Here is a 22,543-nt window from a genome sequence, read left to right on the forward strand (position 1 = left end):
CCTAGCCGATGTTGAACGTCTGGTGACCGACGACATCGAAGTCACGAGCCAGCCCGACCGAGTTCAGACGAGCCATGTCGTTCTGCCGCAGCGGCTTGAAGGGCCCCACACCGAGGTCGCCCCGAGGCTTGCCGCCTCCGATGTTCCCCCAGTTGTACCGCTTGTAGACATCCACGGTGACGGTGCCCGTGACCTGGCCCCTCTTCATGACCGTGTCCCCGCGCACCCGGTACTGGTACCCGTTGAGTGCGAAGTAGTAGTCGTCGGCGTCGGCACCCTTGTTCATTCCGTGCTCACGCCCCCTGGCGACGCTGCTGCCATGCCAACCGCTGTCGAAATGGCCGAGCTTGATCTGCTGACCGACCTGCTTCCGCATGTAGGAGAGGCTGGCCATCATGTCCGCGACGTTCACCTCGGCCGTCTCGCCGCCGTTCTCCATCCAGTGCTCCATGAGGTTGAAGCCGCGCTGCCACCCTCTCATCGCGACATAGGACAGGGCCATGGAGCCGGCCAGGAAGAACACGCTCTTGTCGTGCGCGTCCGTCTTCAGGGTGCCCCACCCCGGACGGTTGGCGTCCTCGGCCTGGACCGGGGGGTACTCGTAGGCCGGGCCGCCGGCCGGCATCTTCTTCGGGTCGAAGCCGGAGCAGTTGTTCGGGTTGCACAGGGAGCCGAACCCCTGCTCGTTGGCGAGGTCCTGGCTGATGGGCGTCCCGCCCTTCTCCACCGGCTTGTTCATGGTGGGGTCGGCCCACCAGTTGTCCTCGCCCGTCGGGTCCCAGCCCAACAGCGGGCTGTTGTCGGCGTAGGCGTATCCGTTCAACGACTGGGCGTCGGAGGTGTCCAGCAGCGGGTCGACGCTGAGGAACTGGCCGAGCAGCGGGTCGTATTCGCGGGCACCGACGTGGGTGAGGCCGGTGGCGGGGTCGGCGGGCTTGCCGAGGAACTTCTTGTCGTCGGGCCAGGTGGTCACCGCGGTGCCCCGGTCGGCGCCGAAGGGGGTGGTGTAGCGCTTGGTGATGGCCTGGTCGCCGGCGGCGAGAGCGAGGCTCGCGGTGTTGTGCCGGTCGGCGGCGAGCCAGGTGAGGGCGGAGGTGCCGCTCTGGTTGGTGCGCACCGCCACCGCGGTGCCGCCGAGGGAGTAGGTGCGCTGGGCCCACTTCTTGCCGGTCGTGGCGTTGTAGTGGACCTCGGTGGCACCGAGGTAGAGGACGGTCTCCCCGCCGGTGTTGCGGCGGACGAGGAGGCTGCCGTCGGTGTCGTAGACGTATCCGGTCGTGCTGGTGGCGGAGCCTGCCGTCTCCTTCAGGCTGCCGAGCCGGCCCTCGCTGTCCCAGGTCAAGGACTGGGTCGCGGTTCCGTCGGGGCGCGTGGTGGTGTCACCGGCGGCGTCGTAGCCGTAGGCGGCGGTGACCCCGGTACAAGCACCCGTGGCGGTCCCGGAGGGAGTGACGGTCAGGGTGTGCGGCTGGGCGGTGTTGTTGTAGCAGTAGGTGCGTGAGGTGGTGCTGCCGGAGGTGCTGTGGTTGGTCTCGGTGGCGCGCTGCCCGGCGCTGTTGTAGGTGTAGCCGTTCCAGTAGGGGGCGGGACCGCCGAGGCCCGCGGCGGTGCGGCCGGACGCGGCGCAGTCCGCCGCCTTCGGCGTCCAGGCCTCGGTCAGACGCTGGTAACCGTCGTAGGTGAAGCACTGGTTGTCGGCAGTGCTCGCCCCGCCCAGGGTGGTGGGGTCGGTGAGCGAGGTGACGTTGCCCGCCTGGTCGTACGCGTAGTTGAGCTGCTGGAGCTGCCAGGCGTGGGTGTCGTCGGTGACCACGGACTGGGTCAGACGGTCCGTGCCCTCGTCCCAGGTGTTGGTCAGGTAGGCCTTCTTGACGCCCGCGGCGTCGGAGACCCCGAGGGTCAGCTGCTGGACCTTGTCCGTGGCGGTGAAGTCGCTCGCGAGGACGTAGCTCTGGGTGCCGCTGAGGGTGGTGGGAAGTCCGTAGTCGTTGTAGCCGGTGTCGATGATCTCCTTGGGCAGTCCGGCGACCGCGGGCTGGACGTCCTGGTCCTGGGCGCCGGTGAGGTCGTAGTGGGCGCTGAAGGACAGCGTCGCGGACGGTACGGCACCGGAGCTCACCAACGGATCGTCGGCGGGCAGTGTCAGCGTGGAGTCCAACGCGTGGTAAAGGCTGTCGTAGCTGGTGACCTTGCGCGTGTAGGCGTGGGCGGTGTCGGTGGCGCCGTTGCTGTACCGGGTCGACGAGGCCAGCTGGCCCTTGTAGCCGGTGGCGTCGTAGGCGAGGGCGGTGAGCTGGTTGGCCGGGATCTGCTCCTCGGTGGTGGAGGTCAGGTCGGCGTCGGCCGCCGCCTTGTAGGTGGCGGTGGGGCGGCGCAGCTTGTCGTAGGCGGTGATGACCACCCGGCCGGCGCCGTCCTTGGTCCACGCCGGCAGGTCCCGGCTGTCGTAGCCGGTGGTCTCGGTGCCCTTGTCCGGGTCGGTGCTCTTCACCTGACGGCCGAACAGGTCGTAGATCCAGGTCCAGGAGCTGTTGTCCGGTCCGGTGACCTTCGCCTGCTTGTCGTCCAGGGTGTACGCGAACTTCGTCGAGGTGTAGAGGGTGCCGGTGCCACCGCCGTAGGCCGCGTCGTCGGGGGACGGGGAGGCGTACTGGCGGGTCTCGACCGCGCGGCCGAGCGCGTCGGTGATCGTGCGCTTCGCCGAAGCGCCCTCCACGCCCGAGGTGGCGGTGGAGTCGCCCGTGTAGCTGGTGGTCGTGGACCAGCGCTGCACGCCGTAGGTGTAGAAGGTGCTGGTCCTCGGGCGCTCGGCCCCGTCGAAGGTGACCGAGGTCTGCTTGGCGGTGCCGCCGTACTCGGCGCGGCTGTAGGTGCCCGAGGGCGGGTTCTTGCTGTCGTAGACGTCCGCGTAGGTCTCGTAGGCCAGGCCGCGGCTGTCGTAGCGGGTGTCGGTCAGGATCCGGCCGCCCTCGACGCTGCGCTTCTGCGTCTGGATCGGCCGCAGTTGGGCGTCGTAGAGGGAGAAGACCGTCTCGTAGGTGTCGCCGTCCGCCTTGATGGCCCCGGTCGAGGTCCAGGACGCGGCGGTGTTGCTGACGCTGTACCCGTAGACGTAGCTGGCGGGCAGGTCGCTGGTGCGGTTGGGCAGCCACACGGCCGTGACCCGGCCGAGGGCGTCGTAGGTGTACTGGGTCTGCTTGTTGTTGATGTCGAACGAGCGGACGACGTTGCCGCGCGCCGGCTCGTAGTAGGTGAACGTCTTCTGCGTGGCCGTGTTGGTCGTGATGGCCATGGTCAGCGGACCGCCGGCGGCCGGCGTGTAGGCCGTGGTGGTGGAGTTGCCGGCGGCGTCGGTGACGGTGGTGGGGCGGCCCAGGGTGTCGTGGACGGTCTTGGCCGTGGTCTGCCAGGTGGTGGGGCCGCGCTCCCCTCCGCTGGAGGTGGCCGGATAGGCGGCTGCCCGTCCGGTCCAGGAGGCGTCGCCCAGGGTCGGCGTCTGGCTCGCGGTCCAGGCGGTGGCGGCGGTGTTGTCGAAGACGGTGGCCTGGTCGGAGAGCACGTCTCCGCGGTCGGCGACCTTGGCGGGCAGGTTGAGCTGGTCCTCGCCGGTGGCGCAGGTGCGGCCGACGGTGCGGCTGCGGGAGACGAGGTCGGAGATGCCCTTGGCGGTGTTGCGGGCGTACCAGGTGCGGGTGCAGATCTCGTCGCCGCTCCTGGCGGCGTCGCCGGCGTCCTCCTCGGTGGCCTTCATGCCGTAGGAGTCGAAGGTGGTGGAGGTCGTGTGCGTGCGCCAGGCGTCCTTGACCGTCAGGTACGTCGACGTGGCGGTCCCGCCCGTGCGGACGAAGTACGCCTCGGTGTCGGCGTAGGACGCGTGCTGGGTGGCGGTCTTCTTGGACCAGGGTTCGTTGACGGTCACCGAGACGGCCTGGCTGCCGTCGTAGGTCACCTGCTGCCGGGTGAAGCCGGTGTACTGCTCACTGTCGGTCTGGTCCGCGACGGTCAGCCCGGGGACGGCGAGCGCCTTCACGCTGACGTCCTTGCGGGCGGTGGGGTCCGGCTTGCCGTCCGAGCCCTGTACCCGGTCGCCGTCCATGCCCTGCATGTAGACGGTGACCGTCTTGGACTTGGTGGCGTCCGTGCCCTTGACGGTGGTGACCTTGCCGTAGCCGCGCCACTGCGACCAGGTCCGCTCGGCCTGCGGGGTCAGCGGGTTCTCGTCGTAGTGCCAGGCGGGGTCGGCGTAGGTGTAGTCGGTCTCGGTCGTGGCGTTCTTGCCGGTGGGGTCGGTGCTGGTCACCGCGAGGACGCGGTACTTGTGGAACCAGTCGAGGCCGGCTTCCTCGGCGCCGTTGATGTGCCAGTACACCGGGTAGCACGAGGTGTGGTCGTCGTCCTCGTCAGGGGTGTGGCCGCGCACGCACTCCGGGTCCGAGAGGGTCACGGTGGTCACCGCGCCGGTCTCCGAGATGAGGGTGCGGACGCGGGGCCGGTAGAGCGGCACGATGTCGTCGGTGCCGTCGACCCGGTTGGGCCGCTTGTCGTAGGTGAACGTCACCGGCGGCAGAGCGATCGCGGTGCCGGCCTTGCCGGTGTGCTTGATCGAGTCGAGCACCAGCACCTGGTCGGAGGTGTCCCCCAGGTCGCCGCCGTCGAAGAAGTGCTGGGCGAGATCCCAGGAGTCCACGGCGTCGTACGTGTTGCCGGCCGCGTCCCAGGAGAAGGAGTCGACCCCCGTCAGCCGCTTGCGGGTGAAGAAGGACGGGCTCTCGGCGTCGCAGTCGTCGCCGCTCTTGCAGAGGGAGTCGAAGGGTACGTCGGGCCAGTTGTCGGCCGTGGATTCCTTCAGGTCCGAGCAGTCCGAGGCGGTGCAGCGCTCGCTGTAGTCGAAGGTCACCTTGTGCGAGGCGGTGCCGGAGAACAGGGCGTCCTTGCGCTGACCGTAGAGGATCTTGGTCAGGTAGCCGCCGCGGGTGTAGGTGGCGGTGGCGGTGTCCGCCTTGTTCTTGGCATAGGAGTTGGTCTCGGCGGTGTACCAGTACGACATCGCGTTGCCGTGCAGGTCCTCCACGTAGTCGAGGTTCCACCGCCACGCCTGCGTCAGCGCGCGGTCGGCGAACGCGGTGCCCTTGCTGTAGCCCGGCTCACCGGAGTCGTCGCCGAAGACGGGCACGGTCCAGGTGGAGTTGGTGCGCTCGGTGCCCGCGCCGTCCAGCTTGTTCTGGCCGAAGACGTACTTGGTGCCGTTGCCGGTGGTCACCGTCCAGTACTCGCCGTCGTCGTCGCCGTTGTCCGCGCCGGTGCCGCGGGTGACGACGGAGGCGTCGTCGTCCTTCAGCCGCCAGGTGCCGGTGGTGTCGTCCTTCACCAGGGTGGTGGACTTGCCGTTGAGCACGAGGGAGGCGTTGTCGTACTTCCAGCACATGTCGTACTTGTCGTCCTGGCCGTCGTCGTCGCAGGAGCCGTACGAGCGCTCCACGTACGAGGAGGACGACAGGTCGAATCCCTCACCGACGGCGCTGCCCTGGTTGTTGGTGTTGGCGGTCCGGCCGTCGATGGAACCGGAATCGTAGGACAGCGTGACCGACGGGGTGGGGCCGGCCGCCGGCGCGGGCGGGGTCATGGGGTACGACCAGGTGAAGGAGCCCGAGGAGCCGCCGGCCTGCCAGGACGACGACGCGCTCAGCGGGGTGGCGGTGTAGGCGCCCGCCCCGGACGCCGACTCGCCGGCGGCCGCGGCGAGCGCCACCACGGCGGTGGCCGGTGCCGCCGCCGCGCGGGCCGACATCGGCACCTGCGCGGACACGGTCTGCGCGCTCACGTCGTTGTGCGTTCCGGCCAGCGGTGTCTCGACGCGGCAGGACGCCTTCTCCGGCGTGGTCAGCGCGCACTCGGGCAGGCGCACCAGGCGCAGTCGGCCCGCCCAGTCGCCGCCGTAGGCCGAGGCGAACGACGAGTAGTCCACGTCAAGTCCGTTGGTACCGGCTTGCCCTGTGGTCACCGACAGCAGAATGCCCTTGATTCCGGCGGCGGTTGCCTCCTTGCGGCCCAGTACCCGCACGGTCGCCGCAGTCGCGGACGTCACCGACCGCGCCGCGGGCGCGGTGAGGGTGACGGGCAGACCGCCCACCTCGGCGCGCTTGCCGCGGACGAGTTCGGCTCGGCCGGCGGCGGGCCAGGTGGCGTGCTGTGCGGCCAGGGCCTTGGCACCCTGCGCGCGGTTCTCCGCCTGGGCCTTGGCCAGACGGTCCCGAGCCGCCTTCGCCGTGGCGGGATCGGCGGGGATCATCTCGGCGTTGCGGGTCTTCGGTGTGCCGGGCCTGCCGAGCGCGTCGGCCGCCTGGGCGACCGGGGCCAGGCCGATCGGCACGCTCAGAGCGAGAACGAGCGAGCCGACGGTCAGGCGAAGTGTGCGGCTGACGGTGGCCGGGCGGCCGTTCCGTCGTCTTCGCGGACGGAAGAGCATGGTGTGGTCCCACCCCTTGGCGTTCGTGCACGGATGTTGCATGAGGACGCCGGATCCGCCGGACGTGGAGTCCGCCGGACACCGGAGGGCCGGGTCGCGGCGCGGCGCGGCCCGGCCCGGCGGTTGGCGGGGGCCCGGCCCTCGCGGCCGGGCCCCGACGGCGGTCAACCGCCGATCATGTTCTCCACCTGCATGTCGTTGGCAGGCGCCCCGACCCAGATCCGCAGATCGCTGATCTTCTCGGGCAGGTAGTTGCCCCACGCCTTGTTGACGTAGGCCCGGCCGGCGGAGAAGTCCCCGTTTCCGGCGACCGCGGTGAAGGCGGTCGGCACGTCGTTGGGTGTGGCGTCGAGATACAGGCTGATCGTCCCGTCCTGGGCGTTGTAGGCGCCGGTCAGCCGGACGCGTTCGTCGGTCAGGGCGGTGCTTTCGGAGCTGACGGCGGTGTAGGTCTTGCCGTCCGCCGCGAGACGTCCGAAGCGCCAGTACCCGACGGGTACGTCCTTGAGGGTCCCGTCGTCCTGCGGGACCTGTTCGGTACCGGTCTGGTTGAACCACAGGCCCCAGGCGGACCCGTCGGCCGTGCGCTGGCCGACGACCTGTCCGCTGTATCCGGCGCTCTTGCCCGCCAGGGCGGCACCGTCGAGTTCCACCTCGGTGGTGACGGTGAAGGAGCCGGTGTCGTCCACGACCGGGCCGGGTACGGTGACCGCGTCGTCGACGCCGTCCAGTGAGACGGCCTCACCGTCGAGCGTGGCGCCGCCGCTGAGGGTCATGGTCCGGCTGTAGCCGCTGACCGAGTCGGCCAGGGTGCTGCCGGTGGCGCCGTCCGGGTTCCACGCGCCGACCAGTTCCACGGCGGTGCTGCCGGTGTCCGGGTCGATCAGACCGGCCTCCTGGGCCATCTCCCTGTCGGACAGGGCCCGCTGGAACACCGCGACCTCGTCGATGCGCCCGCGCCAGTAGTTGTTGAACCCGCCGCTGTAGCCCGCTCGCCCGACCTGGAGGGCACCGTCGCTGGTGGTCGGCTTGCCCGAGGTCCCCAACGCCACCGGGGCGCCCTGCGGGCGGCCGTTGACGTAGAGGGTGATGGTTCGGTCGGTGGCGTTGTAGACCCCGCCGACGTGCGTCCAGGCCTTCAGGGGCACGCCCTGGGCCGAGGCGTTGGCGCCGATGTACTTCCGCACGCCGTTCTCGTACCAGGACCACAGGAACACCCAGCGCTGGATGCCCGAGGAGTAGTACAGCGACCAGCCGGTGTTGTCGGAGTTCTGCTGGGAGGCGACGCAGTGGTAGTCGGTGCCTTCCGTCAGGTAGGCCCAGGTCGAGACGGAGAAGGAGGCCTGCGTGTTGATCGCCGGTGACGCGGTGTCGGCCCAGGCGGTCTGGTTGGCGGCCACGGAGGAGTCCAGCCAGAAGGACCGGTCCTGGTCGCCCCGGCGGGCCAGGCTCGAGAAGCCCGCGCCGGCGGTGTGGAAGGTCAGGGGATGGCGGGTGCCGGCCGTGGTGGCGGAGTCGGCCGCCGTGACCACTCCGGAGCCGGGCGCCGCGTCGTCGAAGTGCCAGCGTCCGGAGGCTCCTTCGCCCTCCGCGACCTTGAACAGGAAACTGGTGGTCGCGCCGGGGCGCCCGGAGCCGACGTTGTCCTTGGCACGGACCTGGAGGATCTGCGTGCCGGGCAGCTCCGGCGTGATCAGCCTCGTCGGCGCGGAGCCCGTGACGGAGTGCCAGGTGGGCCAGGTCGGCAGCCGGTACTCGTAGCCGGCGATGTTGGTGTCACCCGTGGCGGGCTTGAAGTAGAAGTTCCCGCCCTGGCCCGGTCCGCCGCCGGCGGCACAGGCGTTGGCCGTGCACAGGCTGTACGTCCCGTCGGTGGTGACGGTGGGTGCCTTCGGCGCGGTGGTGTCGACCTTGAAGTAGCACCAGCCCTTGGTCGTCACCGAGCTGTGGGTCGACTCGATCGCGTGGTCGTCCCCGCTCCAGTAGGACCGGGTCCAGGCCGACATCCGGGCCAGGGCCCCGTCCGTGAAGGTCAGCGGCGAGGTCACCTGGACCTTGGCGTTGTCGGTGACGAAGCCGCTGGACGGACGGATGGGTTCGGTGACCGTGGTCCAGCTGCCGTCGGTGTTCTTCCTCTGCACCACGAAGTGGGCACGCAGGGTGGCGCCGCTCTCCCCGCCGGACTCCGTCTGGACGTTGGCGAGGAAGTCGGGCGTCGGGTCGGAGATGATCGCCGGGTCCGTCTCGCCGGTCTCGCAGGTGGTGCCGCTGCCGGACAGGACGCCGGGGCTGGTCGGCGGCGCCGGGACACCGACGTAGTCGACGTCCAGGACGGCGTCGTCGTCGAAACGCTTCCAGCCGTTGGGGTCGCCCTCGTCGCCGGCCTTGAGCATCAGTGTCAGCCGGGACATGTCACCGGCCGCGAAGGACTGCACGGTCTTGGTCAGGTTCTCGTACGACTGGCTGGGGTCGTCGTTGAACTCGATCGGCTTCGCCGGCTGGCTCGGGTCGCAGTTGGAGCCGCGGCCCGCGGACACCGTGCGGTCGCCCATGATGTCCCAGTTGGCGGTGGGACCGGGCCAGCGGGTGGAGGAGGAGATGTCACCGGTGCGCACCAGCTGCACCACGGTGGCCGTGCAGGACATCGACCAGCGCTCGGTCACCCGGAAGGTGGCGTCGAGCACCCTCTTGCCCTTCAGCGCGGACGGCGAGAACTCGAAGTACATGCGCTGCTTGTACGGGGTTCCGGTGGTGCAGGGGTAGCCGAAGCCGCCGGTGTAGTAGATCGAGCACAGGCCCACCCCCTTGCCCTCGTCGCCGCCGGTGAAGTTGTAGAAGGCGTCGCCGTCGGAGGAGAGCACCGTGCGCTCGGACTCCGACCAGGAGACGTCCGGGTCGATGTAGAGCGGGTAGACGGTGTCCTCGTCCTTGAGCTGACCGGCGTCGGGGACGACGGTGATGGCGCTCTGGGTGACCGAGATGTCCAGCGGAACGGCGGTGGCGCCGTCACCGGGGCCCTCGGCCGGGTCGGTGACACCCGACTCGTCGCCCTCGGCCGCGGATCCGGCCGCCCGGGTGTCGCCGGCCGCGGCCACGGCGGACGCGGCGTTCGTGGACTTCGCCGAGGCGGTCCTGGCCGAGGAGGAGCCCGAGGGCTCGGCCCGAGTGGCGGGGTCGGTGGCGCCGTCATGGCCCGCGGAGTCCCACTGGCGGGCCGTCGGGGCCCGGAAGACGGTGGCGCCGTTGTCGTCCACCGCCTGCAAGGACTGGCCCGCGCCCTCCCTCAGCACCAGACCGTCGGCCCGCACCGGCAGGTGCAGCGCGGTCAGTGCCGGGTTCGCGGCGGCCTGAGCCGTCTTGGCGACGAGAACTTCGCGATAGCCCTCGGTGGTCGCCGTCATCCGCAGGTCCACGTCCGGCAGGACGTTCGCGTAGACGGCCGAGTCGCCGTCCAGCGTGGGAGCGGGCAGCGAACCGGGCCAGCCGACCGCCAGGGTGTGGCCGTCCTCGGTGATGCTCACCAGGTCCTTGCCGTCGCCGCCGCCGGAGAACGACACACCGGCGACAGCCGCCTTCGGGGCGATCCGGTGGTCTTCACGACGGGTCAGGGTGGCGTCGGGCGCCGCCCAGGCGCCACCGGGCTGTGCCACCCGGACGGGGACGACCGACTGCTTGAGGTTGAAGGTGGCGCCGTCCGGATTGGCGTACGTGGTCGAGTACTCGGTGCGCTCGGAGACCACTTCGACCGGCTTCCCGGTGGCCACCGCCTGCGCGGACGCCTGCGTTGCCGCAGACGCTGCGGAGGCGTCCTGGCTCGGCGCCGCGGCGGCGGGAGCCAGCGGCAGGACGGGAAGTCCGCCGAGCAGCAATCCCGACAGTGCCCCCGCCACCGTCGTGCGCATTCTCGGTCTGTGTCGTGTGCTGCCCATCGGTATGCCCCACCCCGCCATTCCCTGGCCCGTCGGCCCGCGCGCACGAAAGACCCGGTCGGGACTCGTGACGGCGGCGCCGAAGAAAACTCAGCAAAGGAAAGCGTGACCCGGACGGGTCGTCAACTGACTATTTCTGCGGAAAAATTGACTGACCATTGGGTGGAAGGAAGCGTGCAAGACACATCCGAATATCCCCCTCTCCTGCCATACGCACCGAATCGGACGAAGCATTTCGTCACGTCACATCGAGAGAGGAACCGGCACCTCCGTTCGAGTGCCGGACAGGCCGCACCGGTGAAGTTCAATCCCATTCCGGCAAAGACCGGGAACGGTGGCGCCGGTTGTTTCGGCGAAAGAGAGGGGGCGGCTTTTCCATTTAACCCGTGAGACATCTTTTCAAGGGCGGACGTTCATATTTAAGATGATCAACTTTCATCCGGCACACACGGGGCCCGTCGGCCTGTGCGCTGCCGGGAGGCAGGACGTGGCGGCGGGCCTGTGGGACGGCCGGGCGGCGCCCGCGGTGATCAGCCGGCCGTACGTCCCTCCCGAGGTCCGCGGCCACGGCGTCGGCGCGGCCCTCCTGGCACGGGCGGTCGGGGCGGCACGTGCCCGGGGTGCGCACCCGGTCCTGGACGTGGTGGCCACCGACCTCGCCCGGTGTCCTTCCACGAACGGCTCGGTTGGCGGCTCCTCGGCACCGCCGACCAGCGGTGGGGTCCGACCCGCACGGTGTCCGTGCGCTGTTGCGCCGCCCCGAGGACGACCGCTCGGGCGACGGAGTAGCACAAGGCCTCGGGAGGCGCTGCCGAACGGCGGTGCAGGCACCCGGAATCGTGCGATTCCTCACCCGTTCTCGTGGTCTTGCCGCCCATCCCCCTGGCGGGAGTTCCCGCAGGTCATGAGAAAGTTGCGGCCCAAACTACCCAGGGGGGTCTGTGACACGACATCAGAAGCGGTTCGGGGTGCGCAGAAAGTCGGTGACGCTGATCGTCGCGCTCGGCACCATGGCCGGGGCGGCGCTCGCGGGGGCGGCTCCGGCCGGCGCCGCGACCTGGACCACCGTGGCGGCGGGCGTGGCGTACCGACAGTACGACCTGGCGGCGGCCGCCGGGACGACGCATGTGCATGTGCTCAGCGTCGATCTCGACAACACCCACGTGAGCCTCGGGCTGTTGTACCCGGGGGCGGTCGCGTCCCGCTCGGCGATCTCCTCGCTGGCGAACAGCCAGAAGGCCGTCGCCGGTATCAACGGGGACTTCTTCAACATCAGCGAGACGCAGCACCCGGGCGTCGCGGCGACCGGGGCGAGCGTGGGTCCGGCGGTCGCGAACGGGAAGGCGCTCAAGGGCGCGGTCCCGAACGGGCAGCGGTTCGGACCGGCGCTGCCGCCGGGCACGAACACCAGGGCCGTGGTCGGTGTGGGCACCGACGGCAAGGCCCGGGTGGACAGTCTGTCCCTCAACGGGACGGTCAGCGTCCTCGGGCGGCGGCTGCCGCTGGGCGGCGTCAACCAGTACGCGCTGGCCGAGAACTCCATCGGCGCGTACACCTCGGACTGGGGCAGCGTCTCGCGCAAGCGGGCCACCTGCGGCACGGACACCGAACGGGCCGCGGCGTGCAGCACCAGCACCTACGAGGTGACCGTGAAGAAGGGCCGGGTGGTGTCGACGTCGACCGCACCCGGCAGCGGCACCATCACGGCCGGCACCACGGTCCTCGTCGGGCGGGAGGCGGGCGCGGCGCGCCTGAAGAAGCTCGTCAAGGGCCAGGCGGTGGCGGTGCGCTACGGGCTGACGGCCGCGTCGAGGTCCGCGTACAGCTTCGCCGTGGGCGGCTACCCGGTCCTGTCGGCCGCCAAGCCGCTGTCCGGGCTGGACACGTCGGTCTCGGCGGTGCGTACGGCCGTGGGCATCGGCAACGGCGGGAAGCGGGTGTACCTGTTCGCGCTGGACGGTGCCACCGCGTACCGCAAGGGGCTGACGATCGCCGAGGTCGCAGGCGCCCTGAAGAGCCTCGGCGCGACCGAGGGCTTCAGCCTGGACGGCGGCGGCTCGTCGACCCTGGTGGCCCGTCCCGCGGGCTCGACCAAGGTGACGGTCCGCAACCACCCGTCCGACGGGTACGAGCGCCCCGTGGCGAACGGCATCGGGGTCTTCACCAAGTAGTCGCCCAGGTCATGGGTGAACCCGCAGCGGCCTCACGGCCGAAGACTGCCGACGATGTCGGCCGTCGCCGTGAGGCCGCTGTGGATGGTGGGGGCGACGTCGGTGCCGGCCAGAAGGAACCCGAGCAGCAGGCAGACCAGCGCGTGCGAGACCTTCAGTCCGCCGTTGCGCATGAAGATCACCGCCAGGACCAGCAGCAACAGCACCGCGGAAATCGAAATGGCCACCGTCAACCTCCTCGGACACGTCCGCTTTCACGGCGTTCGGCGGCAAGTGTGGCCTAACGGAGGGTTCGTCCGTGCGGCTGACCTGTCCGCCGAACGAGTGGTGTCAGGCGAGGGCCGCTACGCCGCCCGGTGGGCGTCGAGGAACGCCTCCAGGCCCGGCAGGTCGTCCGTGTTGAGGTAGTCGACGCCGGCGGCGAGGAGTTCGGCCCACAGCGCGTCCCGGGCGGGGCCCGCGAGATCGGGCGTGGCCCAGAACCGCACCCGCTGCCCGCGCGCGTGGGCCGCGCCGACGATGCCCCGCAGCTTCTGCCGTTCCGCCTCGGGGAACGCCCCGACGCCGAGCCAGGTGAAGTTGAGCGTCCAGTTGTCGCTGATCAGCGAGGCGAACGAGGACTCGGAGGCGCCGAGGTCGACGAGTCGGCCGTCGTAGAAGGCCCGGCGGACACTCTGGGCCTCCATGGGCGTACGGGCCGCGCGGTCACCGGAGATGACGGCGGTCACCGGTCCGGGGTGGACGCGGCCGTGCGCGTAGGTGGTGAACAGGCCCTTGTGGCGCGCCAGTTGCCGGTCGAGTTCGAGATACGTCGAGGAACCCTCGGTCTTGATGTCGATGAGCAGTTGGATGGGCTGCCGGTAACCCCGGTACACCGATCCGCGGTTGGCCCGCGCGCGGGCTGCGAGCGGGGCGAGGTAGAGCGACTCCAGGGTGCGGGTGGGGTCGAGCTGGTCCGCCGAGTGGGCGACGAGGAGTTCGCCGTCGACGAGGAAGATGTCGGCCTCGACGCTGCCGAAACGGTGGTCGAGGGCGTCGAGCAGCGGGCGGGGATGCTCGTAGTCGTTGTGGGCGTGGGCACGCCACAGCGGGCGGGGGCCGCGCTTCTGGCCGTCGGCGAACGCGCTGCCTGCGGGCGGGGCGAGCACCGCGGCGACGGTGGCGCCGAGGCCGGTGAGCACTCTGCGGCGGGTGACGAGAGCCATGTCGTTCCTCCCTGTGGGGCGGTCGGGCCACAGGGAGTATGAGGCTGCGGGAGTGACAACGAACCCGTACGTGCGAGGAGTTGGCCGGACCGCCGTCGCCCGTTCACTCCTTCGGGCCGACGGCACGGAAAAGCCCGCCCCAGGTGGGGCGGGCTTCATCGGGTGACGGTCAGGGGGCCCGCAGATCGACGAGTTCGGCCACGGCGGCCCGGTGGGCGCCCGCGCTGCCGTAGGCGATCGAGTCGGCCTTGGCCCGCTTGAGGTACAGGTGGATCGGGTGCTCCCACGTCATGCCGATGCCCGCGTGCAGCTGGAGCGCCTCCTCGGCGGCGTGCACGGCGACCCCCGCCGCGTAGGCCTGGGCGACGGCCACCGCGATGTCGACGTCCTCACCGCTCGCCAGCGCGTCGGCCGCGCCCCGGGCGACAGCCCGGAGGTTGACGACCTCCAGCCAGAGCTGGGCCAGCCGGTGCTTGATCGCCTGGAAGCCGCCGACGGGCCGGTTGAACTGCTTGCGCTCCTTCAGATAGCGCACGGTCTCGGTCAACGCCCAGTCCGCCAGACCGAGTTGCTCCGAGGCGAGCAGCCCAGCACCGGCCCGCAGGCCACGGCGGACGGCTGGTTCGGCGTCGCCGAGACGGCGGCCGGGGGCACCGCTGAGGGTGACCGTCGCGAGCGGGCGGGTGAGGTCGAGGGACACCTGCGGGGTGACGGTCGCGGCGGCCGCGTCCACCGCGTACAGACCGCCGTCGTCCGCCGGAACGAGCAGCACGTCGGCGACGGCCGCGTCCGCGATCTTGGACAACTCGCCCCGGAGGAGGCCTCCTTCGACGTGTACGGCCTGGACGGCGGCGCCCGGTGCGGTGTGCAGGCCGACCGCCAGCACGCCGACCGTCCGCCCGGACGCCAGCCGGCCGAGCAGCTCCTCGTCCCCGAGGGCCAGCAGCGCCTCGGTGGCGACGACGGCACTGGTCAGGTACGGCACAGGGGCGACGGAGCGCCCCAACTCCTCCAGCACCACGGCGACTTCACGATGGCCGGCGCCCTGACCGCCCAGCGCCTCGGGCACCAGTAGGCCGGCGAGACCCATGCCGTCGGAGAGCGCCTTCCAGGCCGCGAGGTCGTGCGGCGCGTCCGACTCCGTACGCGCGATGACCCCGGGCGCGTCGCAGTGGTCGGCGAGCAGGTCGCGGACGGCGGCGCGCAGCGCCTCTTCCTCCTCGGAGTAGAGGAGATCGGGCTGTGCGCTCATCGGGCCAGGTCCTTCCAGGCGACGTCCTTGTCGGTGCGCGGCTCGGACGGCAGGCCCAGGACGCGTTCGGCGACGATGTTCAGCAGGACCTCGCTGGTCCCGCCCTCGATGCTGTTGCCCTTGGAGCGGAGGTAGCGGTATCCGGCCTCCCGGCCGGTGAAGTCCACCAGCTCCGGGCGGCGCATGGTCCAGTCGTCGTACAACAGGCCCTCCGCGCCGAGGAGTTCGACCTCCAGACCGCTGATCTCCTGGTTGAGCCGGGCGAACGCGAGCTTCATGCCGGAGCCCTCGTAGCCGGGCTGGCCGGCGACGAGCTGCTGGCGCAGGCGTTCACCGGTGAGGCGGGCGGCCTCGGCCTCGACCCAGAGCTTCAGCAGCCGCTGGTGCAGGTCGTGGGTGCGCAGTTCGGGCCGCTCGCGCCAGGTCTTCGAGACCGGGCCGATCATGCCGCCCTCGCGGGGCAGCCGCATGCCGCCGATGGCGACGCGTTCGTTGTTCAGCGTGGTCTGCGCGACCCGCCAGCCGTCGCCGACCTCGCCGAGGCGGCGGGAGTCGGGGATGCGGACGTCGGTCAGGAACACCTCGTTGAACTCGGCCTCGCCGGTGATCTGGCGCAGCGGCCGGACCTCGACACCCGGGTCCGTCATGTCACAGAGGAAGTAGGTGATGCCCGCGTGCTTGGGCACGTCCGGGTCGGTGCGGGCGATGAGGATGGCCCAGCGGGCGACATGGGCGCTGGACGTCCACACCTTCTGCCCGTTCACGACCCACCCTCCCCCGTCCTCACGGACGGCGCGGGTGCCGAGCGCGGCCAGGTCGGAGCCGGCGCCGGGCTCGCTGAACAGCTGGCACCAGACCTCCTCACCCACCCACAGGGGACGCAGGAACCGCTGCTTCTGCTCCTCGGTGCCGTAGCGCAGGATCGTCGGCGCGGCCATGCCGAGGCCGATGCCGATGCGCCGCGGGTCGTTGTCGGGGGCGCCCGCGGCCGCCAGCTCGGCGTCCACGACGGCCTGGAGGGAGCGGGGCGCGCCCAGTCCGCCGAGGCCCTCGGGGAAGTGCACCCAGGCGAGTCCCGCGTCGAAGCGTGCCTTGAGGAAGTCCGTCGTACCGGTGTCGGCGGGCGGGTGCGCGGCCAGCAACTCCGCTGTGCGGCGCTTCAGTTCGGCTGCGTCGGTCATGCGGTGGCTCCGTTCTGCGGTACGACGGCGACCCGGCCGGTGGTGACGCCGTCGCCGACCCGCTGCACGGCGGCCGCGGCCCCGTCGAGCGGTACGCGCTCACTCACCAGCGGCCGGATCGCGCCCCGGGCGGCCAGGTCGGTGAGCTGCTCGTGGCAGTGCTGGACCAGCTTCGGGTTCTTGGTGTTGTACAGGCCCCAGTGCAGGCCGAGGATCGTGTAGTTCTTGACGAGGGCGTGGTTCAGGGCGGGACTCGGGATGCTCCCGCTCGCGAAGCCGACGACCACGATCCGGCCCTCGAAGGCGACGACCTTCGTGGACTGGGTGTAGGCCTCGCCGCCGACGGGGTCGTAGATCACGTCGGCGCCCCGGCCGCCGGTGGCCTCCTTCACGGCGCCGACGACGTCCTGCGCCCGGCGATCGATCACCACGTCGCAGCCCAGCTCCCGGGCCACGGCGGCCTTCTCGGCGCCGCCCACGACGCCGATGACCCTCGCGCCCGCCGCCTTCCCGAGCTGCACGGCCGCGCTGCCGACCCCTCCTGCGGCAGCGTGGACGAGCAGCGTCTCGCCGGCCTCCAGGTGCGCCCTGCGGTGCAGACCGAACCAGCCCGTCTGGTAGCCGATGTGCAGCGCGGCGGCCTCGGCGTCGTCCAGCGACTCGGGCGCCGGCAGCAGGGCGGCCGCGTCGGCGACGGCGTACTCGGCGAAACCGCCGTACGGCAGCGCCGGGTTGGCGATCACACGGCGGCCGTCCTCGGTCTCGCCGCAGATCTCCACGCCGGGCGTGAACGGCAGCGGGGGCCGCACCTGGTAGTGCCCCCGGACCATCAGCACATCCGGGAAGTTGATGTTCGCGGCACGCACCCTGAGCAGGACCTGGCCGTCGCCGGGCGTGGGCCGCTCCACGTCCTCGAGCCGCATCACCTCGCTCGGCTCGCCGTTCTCGTGCACCTGCCATGCCTGCATGCGGAGCCTCCACGGGACTGCGTCGTCCGACCGGCGTTCCGACCGGTTCGCTTCGCATACTAAGCGGTCGCTTGCCAAGAGGGAACAGACGACGGACGAAGAGTCGCCCCCGTCACTCCTTCCGAGGCCTCGCTCGCACATGCATCCGCTCGCCCTGCGGTCCGAACAGGCTCAGGAACTCGGCCGGCCCCTCCCCCGTCGACCCGAACCAGTGCGGCACGCGCGTGTCGAACTCCGCGGCCTCGCCCGCCGTCATCACCACGTCGTGCTCCCCCAGCACCACCCGCAGCCGCCCGGACATCACGTACAGCCATTCGTAGCCCTCGTGGACGCGCAGCTCGGGCTCCTCCTCGCGCCGGGGCACCAGCACCTTGAAGGCCTGCAGTCCGCCGGGCTGCCGGGACAGCGGCCAGAAGGTGCGCCCGTGCCGCACGATCGGCTCGGCCCGCACCCGGGGATCCCCCACCGGCGGCGCCCCGACCAGCTCGTCCAGCGGCACCTGGTGGGCCTGGGCGATCGGCAGCAGCAGCTCCAGGCTGGGCTTGCGCAGCCCGGACTCCAGCCGCGAGAGGGTGCTGACGGAGATGCCGGTCGACTCGGACAGCGCCGCGAGCGTCACCTCCCGATCCTTCCGGAGCCGCCGCAGCCTCGGCCCCACCTCCGCGAGTACCTCATCGGTCGTCATGCCTCCATCTTGCCGAAGCGGCAAATATGTTTGTCAATCCCGCGCGCACCCGGCGACCGTGGTCGCGGAGGTGGTCACCGTGACCGAGAAGACCGAGCAGTACGAAGTGATCGTCGTCGGCGGGGGCGCCGCCGGCCTGTCCGCCGCGCTCGTCCTGGGCCGGGCCCGGCGCCGCACCCTGGTCGTCGACGCGGGTGAGCCGCGCAACGCGCCCGCCGCTCATATGCAGGGATACCTGTCGCGGGACGGCATGTCACCCGCCGAGTTCCTCGCCGTCGGCCGCGAGGAGATCGCGCGGTACGGCGTGAACCTGGTCCACGACCGGGCGGTGGACGCCACCCGGGGTGAGGACTTCGCCGTACGGCTCGCGAGCGGGCAGACCGTGCGGGCCCGGCAGCTCGTCGTCGCGACCGGCCTGAAGGACGAGCTGCCGCCGGTCCCGGGCATCGCCGAGCGCTTCGGCCGGGACGTGGTCCACTGCCCCTACTGCCACGGCTGGGAGGTCCGCGACCAGGCCTTCGGCGTGCTCGCCACCACCGCGACGAGCGTCCACCAGGCACTGATGGTGTCCCAGTGGTCGAAGGACGTGACCCTCTTCCTGCACACGGTCGCCGAGGCGGACCTGGCCGACGAGGACCTGCGCAGGCTGGCCGCGGCCGGCGTGCGGATCGTCCCCGGCGAGGTGGCCGGGCTGGTCGTCGAGGACGACCGGCTCACCGGGGTCCGGCTCCGGGACGGGCGGGTGCACGAGCGCGAGGTGGTGTTCGTGGCGCCCCGGGCGGTGCCGCGGACCGACCTGCTCGCCCGGCTGGGCGCCGAGCTGAGCGAGACCCCCTTCGGCACCTACCCCGTGGTCGACGGACGGGGCCTGACGACCGTGCCCGGCCTGTGGGCGGCCGGCAACGCGTCGGGCTTCGCCGAGCAGGTCGTGAACGCGGCCAGCCGTGGCTACCGGGCCGGGGCGGCGATCAACGGGGAGCTGCTGATGGCGGACCTCGACCGGGCCGTCGCCGCCGGGGCCGCCGACGCGAAGGTGCCGGCCGTGCGGATGTAACGCGGCCGTCGGCGTTGCACCATGGCTGCATGCTGCTGACCCGGCTCGCCGACGTGTCCCGGGAGGTCGCCGCCACCTCGGCGCGCTCCCGCAAGATCGCCCTGCTCGCCGAACTCTTCCGGGACGCGGAGGCGGACGACGTGCCGATCGTCATCCCCTATCTGGCCGGCCGGCTCCCCCAGGGTCGGCTGGGCATCGGCTGGAAGGTGCTGAGCCGGCCGGTCGCCCCGGCCGAAGGCCCGGCCCTCACCGTGCGGGAGGTGGACGCCCGTCTCACCGCGCTCGGCAAGGTTTCGGGCCCCGGCTCGCAGGCCGAACGGACGCGCCTGGTCGGCGAGTTGATGGGAGCGGCCACCGCGGACGAACAACGCTTCCTGCTCGGCCTCATCACCGGCGAGGTACGGCAGGGCGCGCTGGACGCCGTCGCCGTGGAGGGCCTGGCACAGGCGACCGGGGCGCCCGCCACGGACGTACGCCGGGCGGTGATGCTGGCCGGGTCGCTGCGGACGGTGGCGCAGGCGCTGCTCGCGGACGGACCGGCGGCGCTGGAGGCGTTCCGGCTCACCGTCGGCCGGCCGGTCCTGCCGATGCTCGCGCACACCGCGTCCGCCGTGGCCGAGGCGGTCGGCAAGCTCGGCGTCTGCGCGGTCGAGGAGAAGCTGGACGGGATCCGCGTCCAGGTGCACCGTGACGGCGAAGACGTCCGCCTCTACACCCGCACCCTCGACGACATCACCGACCGGCTGCCCGAAGTGACGGACGCGGCAAGGCGGTTGACGGGTTCGCGGTTCATCCTCGACGGCGAGGTCATCGCCTTCGACGAGACGGGCCGTCCCCGCTCCTTCCAGGAGACGGCCGGCCGGGTCGGCTCCCGGGTGGATGTGACGGCGGCCGCCGAAGCGGTCCCCGTCGCGCCCGTCTTCTTCGACGCCCTGTCCGTGGACGGCCGGGACCTGCTCGACCTGCCCTTCGCCGAACGGCACGCGGAGCTGGCCCGGCTGGTGCCCGAGCCGATGCGGGTGCGCCGCACGGTGGTGTCCGGCCCCGAGGACGTCGAAGCCGCGGAGGAGTTCTCGAGGGAGACCTTGCTGCGCGGTCACGAGGGAGTCGTGGTGAAGGCCCTCGACGCGCCCTACAGCGCGGGCCGGCGCGGCGCCTCCTGGCTGAAGGTCAAACCCGTGCACACGCTCGACCTGGTGGTGCTGGCCGCCGAGTGGGGCCACGGGCGGCGCACCGGCAAGCTCTCCAACCTGCACCTCGGCGCCCGCACCGCGGACGGCGGCTTCGCCATGCTCGGCAAGACCTTCAAGGGCCTGACCGACGCGTTGCTCACCTGGCAGACGGAGCGCCTGCGGGAACTGGCCGTCGACGAGAGCGGACACGTGGTGACCGTACGCCCCGAACTCGTCGTGGAGATCGCCTACGACGGCCTTCAGCGCTCCACCCGCTACCCGGCCGGCGTCACGCTCCGCTTCGCCCGCGTCCTGCGCTACCGCGAGGACAAGCGCCCGGAGGAGGCGGACACGGTGGAGACCCTGCTCGCCGCCCACCCGGAGGTGCGACCTTGACCCCCGCGACGCCGAAGCGCAGCGCGGGCCTGCTGTTGTTCCGGCACACCGACGACGGTCCCCAGGTGTTGCTGGGCCATATGGGCGGTCCGTACTTCGCGAAGAAGGACGCCGGGGCGTGGACCGTCCCGAAGGGCGAGTACGAGCCCGACGAACCTGCCTGGGAGGCGGCCCGCCGCGAGTTCCGGGAGGAGCTGGGCCTGCCGCCCCCCGACGGCGAGGCGGTCGACCTGGGCGAGGTCCGGCAGAAGAACGGCAAGATCGTCACCGCGTGGGCGATCGAGGCGGACCTCGACCCGGCGGCCATCGCACCCGGCACGTTCACCATGGAGTGGCCGCCGAGGTCCGGACTGACCCAGGAGTTCCCGGAGCTGGACCGGGTGGCCTGGTTCGGGCTCGACCGGGCCCGGCAGGTGATCGTCACGGCACAGGCCGCGTTTCTCGACCGGCTGGCGGAGCACTCGGGCTAGGGACGCGTCTTTCGGCCCACCCCGGGGCCGCTGGGTCTGGCACGCACATCTACCGCGTTGTCGTCGGTTGCCGGCGTCGGACGGCGCCGGAGCTCCGAGTCGGGCTGATCCGAAAGGCGCGCCCCGCGGATGCGCACGCGTTGCGACCCCGGGTCCGGCGCGGCAAGGTCGAAGCACAGTCAGCTCTTCAGGAGGTCGGTCATGCCCATCGCGACGGTGAACCCGGCGAACGGCGAGACGCTTCGGACGTACGAGGCCATGGGCGAGGAGGAGCTGGAGCGCCGGCTCCAGCTCGCGGAGGCCACCTTCCGTACGTACCGGACGACGACGTATCCCGAACGTGCCCGCCTGCTCGAGCGGGCCGCCGACCTCCTCGACGAGGACCAGGGGGACATCGGCCGGGTGATGACCACCGAGATGGGCAAGCCGGTGAAGCAGGCGCGCGCGGAGGCCGCGAAGTGCGCCCGGGCGATGCGCTGGTACGCCGAGCACGCGGCGGAACTGCTCGCCGACGAGGAGCCGTCCGCCGCCGACGTGAAGGACTCCGGCGCCGCGCGCGCCCTGGTCCGCTACCGGCCGCTGGGCCCGGTGCTCGCGGTGATGCCGTGGAACTTCCCGCTGTGGCAGGTGGTCCGGTTCGCCGCGCCGGCGCTGATGGCGGGCAACGTCGGCCTGCTCAAGCACGCCTCCAACGTCCCGCAGACCGCCCTGTACCTGGAGGACCTGTTCCACCGGGCCGGCTTCACCGAGGGCTGCTTCCAGACGCTGCTCGTCGGCTCGGGCGCGGTCGACGAGATCCTGCGCGACGACCGGGTGAAGGCGGCGACCCTGACCGGCAGCGAGCCGGCCGGCCGGGCGGTGGCCGCCACCGCCGGGGAGATGATCAAGAAGACGGTGCTGGAGCTGGGCGGCAGCGACCCGTACGTGGTCATGCCGTCGGCGGACGTCGACCGGGCCGCGCAGGTGGCGGTGACCGCGCGCGTGCAGAACAACGGGCAGTCGTGCATCGCCGCCAAGCGGTTCATCGTTCACACGGACGTGTACGACGCGTTCACCGAGCGGTTCGTGGCGGGCATGGCGGCGCTGAAGGTCGGCGACCCGCTGGAGGAGGAGACGGACGTCGGGCCGCTGGCGAGCGAGCAGGGGCGATCGGACCTGGAGGAGCTCGTGGACGACGCACGGCGCTCCGGCGCCGCCGCCCTGTGCGGGGGCGAACGGCCCGACGGACCGGGCTGGTACTACCCGCCGACCGTACTCTCCGGGATCACCCGCGAGATGCGTATCCACCGGGAGGAGGCGTTCGGGCCGGTCGCGACGCTGTACCGGGCGGCCGACCTGGACGAGGCGGTGCTCATCGCCAACGACTCGCCGTTCGGCCTGAGTTCCAACGTGTGGACACGGGACGAGGCCGAGGTGGACCGCTTTGTACGGGATCTGGAGGCCGGTGGCGTGTACGTCAACGGCATGACCGCGTCCCATCCGGGGTTCCCCTTCGGCGGGGTGAAGCGGTCCGGGTACGGCCGTGAGCTGTCCGGGCACGGAATCCGGGAGTTCTGCAACATCACCACGGTTTGGCACGGTGCGTGAGCGCCGC

General features: G+C 71.4%; 13 protein-coding genes. 5 read left to right on the forward strand and 8 right to left on the reverse strand.

The features are described from left to right. Position 1: 1 nt before the first annotated feature. Both OG736_RS07725 and OG736_RS07730 read right to left on the reverse strand, forming a co-directional pair. The gene (locus tag OG736_RS07725; RefSeq protein WP_327181786.1) at positions 2-6,508 is read right to left on the reverse strand and encodes an RHS repeat-associated core domain-containing protein; all 6,507 of its coding nucleotides are present in this window, start codon (positions 6,506-6,508) and stop codon (positions 2-4) included. 122 nt (positions 6,509-6,630) lie between these two features. Then, positions 6,631-10,368 (reverse strand): LamG domain-containing protein, encoded by a 3,738-nt coding sequence (locus OG736_RS07730; protein WP_327181787.1) that lies wholly within the window; start codon positions 10,366-10,368, stop codon positions 6,631-6,633. Positions 10,369-11,336: 968 nt separating this feature from the next. Between OG736_RS07730 and OG736_RS07735 the strand changes: the two genes are divergently transcribed. Beyond that, positions 11,337-12,566 (forward strand): phosphodiester glycosidase family protein, encoded by a 1,230-nt coding sequence (locus OG736_RS07735; protein ID WP_327181788.1) that lies wholly within the window; start codon positions 11,337-11,339, stop codon positions 12,564-12,566. A gap of 32 nt (positions 12,567-12,598) precedes the next feature. On the opposite strand, the gene OG736_RS07740 is transcribed toward OG736_RS07735, so the two are convergent. The 6 genes from OG736_RS07740 to OG736_RS07765 all read right to left on the reverse strand — a co-directional run bounded on the left by OG736_RS07740 (position 12,599) and on the right by OG736_RS07765 (position 17,857). Continuing rightward, the gene (locus OG736_RS07740) at positions 12,599-12,793 is read right to left on the reverse strand and encodes a hypothetical protein (RefSeq protein WP_327181789.1); all 195 of its coding nucleotides are present in this window, start codon (positions 12,791-12,793) and stop codon (positions 12,599-12,601) included. A 117-nt stretch (positions 12,794-12,910) separates the two neighbouring features. Continuing rightward, positions 12,911-13,771, reverse strand: a complete 861-nt coding sequence (locus OG736_RS07745) for a phosphatidylinositol-specific phospholipase C/glycerophosphodiester phosphodiesterase family protein (RefSeq protein WP_327181790.1) — start codon at positions 13,769-13,771, stop codon at positions 12,911-12,913. Positions 13,772-13,940: 169 nt separating this feature from the next. After that, positions 13,941-15,023: an acyl-CoA dehydrogenase family protein gene (locus tag OG736_RS07750; protein WP_327181791.1), complete on the reverse strand. Its 1,083-nt coding sequence runs from the start codon at positions 15,021-15,023 to the stop codon at positions 13,941-13,943. Then, positions 15,020-16,204 (reverse strand): acyl-CoA dehydrogenase family protein, encoded by a 1,185-nt coding sequence (locus tag OG736_RS07755; RefSeq protein ID WP_267023614.1) that lies wholly within the window; start codon positions 16,202-16,204, stop codon positions 15,020-15,022. Before OG736_RS07755 ends, OG736_RS07750 begins: the two co-directional genes overlap by 4 nt. Then, positions 16,201-17,172: an NADPH:quinone oxidoreductase family protein gene (locus OG736_RS07760; protein WP_327181792.1), complete on the reverse strand. Its 972-nt coding sequence runs from the start codon at positions 17,170-17,172 to the stop codon at positions 16,201-16,203. The genes OG736_RS07755 and OG736_RS07760 overlap by 4 nt, the downstream gene beginning before the upstream one ends. Positions 17,173-17,284: 112 nt before the next feature. Next, a complete protein-coding gene (locus tag OG736_RS07765) occupies positions 17,285-17,857 on the reverse strand; it encodes a helix-turn-helix domain-containing protein (protein ID WP_327181793.1) in 573 nt (190 codons plus the stop codon). Positions 17,858-17,927: 70 nt separating this feature from the next. Here OG736_RS07765 and OG736_RS07770 point away from each other — a divergent pair, with 70 nt between their 5' ends. The 4 genes from OG736_RS07770 (at position 17,928) to OG736_RS07785 (ending at position 22,536) form a co-directional block, all read left to right on the forward strand. Beyond that, entirely contained in the window at positions 17,928-18,911 is a 984-nt protein-coding gene (locus tag OG736_RS07770; protein ID WP_327187547.1) for an NAD(P)/FAD-dependent oxidoreductase, read from the forward strand. 29 nt (positions 18,912-18,940) lie between these two features. Continuing rightward, positions 18,941-20,479 (forward strand): ATP-dependent DNA ligase, encoded by a 1,539-nt coding sequence (locus tag OG736_RS07775; RefSeq protein ID WP_327181794.1) that lies wholly within the window; start codon positions 18,941-18,943, stop codon positions 20,477-20,479. Next, positions 20,476-20,949: an NUDIX hydrolase gene (locus OG736_RS07780; protein WP_327181795.1), complete on the forward strand. Its 474-nt coding sequence runs from the start codon at positions 20,476-20,478 to the stop codon at positions 20,947-20,949. The genes OG736_RS07775 and OG736_RS07780 overlap by 4 nt, the downstream gene beginning before the upstream one ends. 201 nt (positions 20,950-21,150) lie before the next feature. Next, the gene (locus tag OG736_RS07785; protein ID WP_327181796.1) at positions 21,151-22,536 is read left to right on the forward strand and encodes an NADP-dependent succinic semialdehyde dehydrogenase; all 1,386 of its coding nucleotides are present in this window, start codon (positions 21,151-21,153) and stop codon (positions 22,534-22,536) included. The last annotated feature ends 7 nt before the right edge of the window (positions 22,537-22,543 follow it).

The organism is Streptomyces sp. NBC_01334 (assembly GCF_035983595.1).
Taxonomy (GTDB): Bacteria; Actinomycetota; Actinomycetes; order Streptomycetales; family Streptomycetaceae; genus Streptomyces; species Streptomyces coriariae.